At 62.4% G+C, this 1245-nt stretch carries 3 protein-coding genes; all 3 read right to left on the bottom strand.

Annotated elements, in window-relative coordinates; all coding sequences use genetic code 11:
* Positions 1–20 precede the first annotated feature (20 nt).
* Genes EZ216_RS21195 through EZ216_RS21185 form a run of 3 tightly spaced genes read right to left on the bottom strand, consistent with a single transcriptional unit; the run spans position 21 to position 1194 of the window.
* The gene (locus tag EZ216_RS21195; RefSeq protein WP_167773017.1) at positions 21–329 is read right to left on the bottom strand and encodes an integrase core domain-containing protein; all 309 of its coding nucleotides are present in this window, start codon (positions 327–329) and stop codon (positions 21–23) included.
* Entirely contained in the window at positions 272–829 is a 558-nt protein-coding gene (locus EZ216_RS21190) for an IS3 family transposase (protein ID WP_135251798.1), read from the bottom strand. Before EZ216_RS21190 ends, EZ216_RS21195 begins: the two co-directional genes overlap by 58 nt.
* Positions 829–1194 carry a transposase gene (locus tag EZ216_RS21185; protein ID WP_135251797.1) on the bottom strand — a complete coding sequence of 122 codons (366 nt, stop codon included), beginning with the start codon at positions 1192–1194 and terminating at the stop codon, positions 829–831. Before EZ216_RS21185 ends, EZ216_RS21190 begins: the two co-directional genes overlap by 1 nt.
* Positions 1195–1245 lie beyond the last annotated feature (51 nt).

Genomic DNA, 1245 nt, shown 5'->3' with positions numbered 1-1245 from the left:
GCGTGGGAACTTGCTTCGGTTTAGTTGACACTGGACGCTCCCTGCGTGCGGCTCTCATAGGCCGTTGGGGGCAAGTATCGCAGCGATGAGTGCAGCCGTCGATCGTTGTAGAAGCGGATGTAGCTGCTTAGCGTGGCTCGAAGCTGCTGCTCGGTGTTGAACTTCTTGCCGTACAGCTCCTCGCACTTCATCGAGTGGAAGAACGACTCCATGTGCGCGTTGTCGTTCATCCGGCCGGGCCGGTTCATGCTCTGCACCATGCCCAGCTCGCTCAGTTGCCTGCGGAACTCGTAGTTGGAGAATTCGATGCCGCGGTCGCTGTGGAACACGACGCCAGGCTCCATGCGGACTGCACGAGTGCCTCCCGCGTCAGCGCTGCGTCGCGGCGCGGGCCCAGGCTCCAGCCCACGATCTTGCGCGTGTGCTTGTCCATCACGGCGGCCATGTAGCGCCACCGACCGGCCACGCGCAGGTAGGTCACGTCGCCCACCCACACCTGGTCTTGCCGCTCGGTGGCGGCTGACTCCGGCAAGTACGGCACGCCCGCGTAGAAGGCGCGCTGCAACACCTTGGAGTGACGGTACAGGCGAGCGCTTCGCCCTTGCAGGCCTGCCTCGCGCATCAGTCGCGCCACGCGCCTTCGCCCTACGCTGTGGTCTTCCAGGCGCAGCTGGCCCGCGACGCGCGGGCTGCCGTAGAAGCCCCGGCTGTCGGCGTGGATCTTCTGCACCCGTTCGATCAGCGTCCGATCGTTCTGCTCGCGATTGCTGGGCTGTCGCTTGCACCAAGCGTAATACCCGCCGCGGGTGACGCCGTGCACTTGGCACATCACTTGGATCGGGAAGACTTGCCGGTTTGCCTCGATGAAGGCGAAGACTTCATCTTTCGTTCGGAGGCAAACCGGATAGCTTTTTTTAGCAGGTCATGCTCCATCTGCAGACGCTTGAACTGCCTCTCCACATCGCGCAGCCGTTGCAGCTCCGCGGCCTCCTGCGGCTCCAGTTCCGGTGGGTCGCCCACCAGCTCGCCGTCGCGCACCTGCTTGCGCCACTTGGAGAGCATGAAAGGATGAATGCACAGCGACTCCGCCACATCCTTGATCAGCACCCCAGGCTGCGAGCTCAGTTGGACCGCTTTGAGCTTGAACTCCAGGCTGTACTTCTTGATTTTGGCTGGCCCGTTTCTCTTTGCCATTGACCACTCTCTCCGTTAGGTAAGAGTGTCAACGAAAACGAGGCAAGCTCC

Source organism: Ramlibacter humi (assembly GCF_004681975.1).
GTDB lineage: Bacteria > Pseudomonadota > Gammaproteobacteria > Burkholderiales > Burkholderiaceae_C > Ramlibacter > Ramlibacter humi.
Note: the sequence above shows the minus strand (reverse complement) of the source record. Positions and strands in the feature narration are given on the sequence as shown.

Excerpts from the sequence above, each read along its gene's own strand:
- EZ216_RS21185 (WP_135251797.1), bottom strand. The coding sequence starts at position 1,194 with ATGGCAAAGAGAAACGGGCCAGCCAAAATCAAGAAGTACAGCCTGGAG.
- EZ216_RS21190 (WP_135251798.1), bottom strand. The coding sequence starts at position 829 with ATGTGCCAAGTGCACGGCGTCACCCGCGGCGGGTATTACGCTTGGTGC.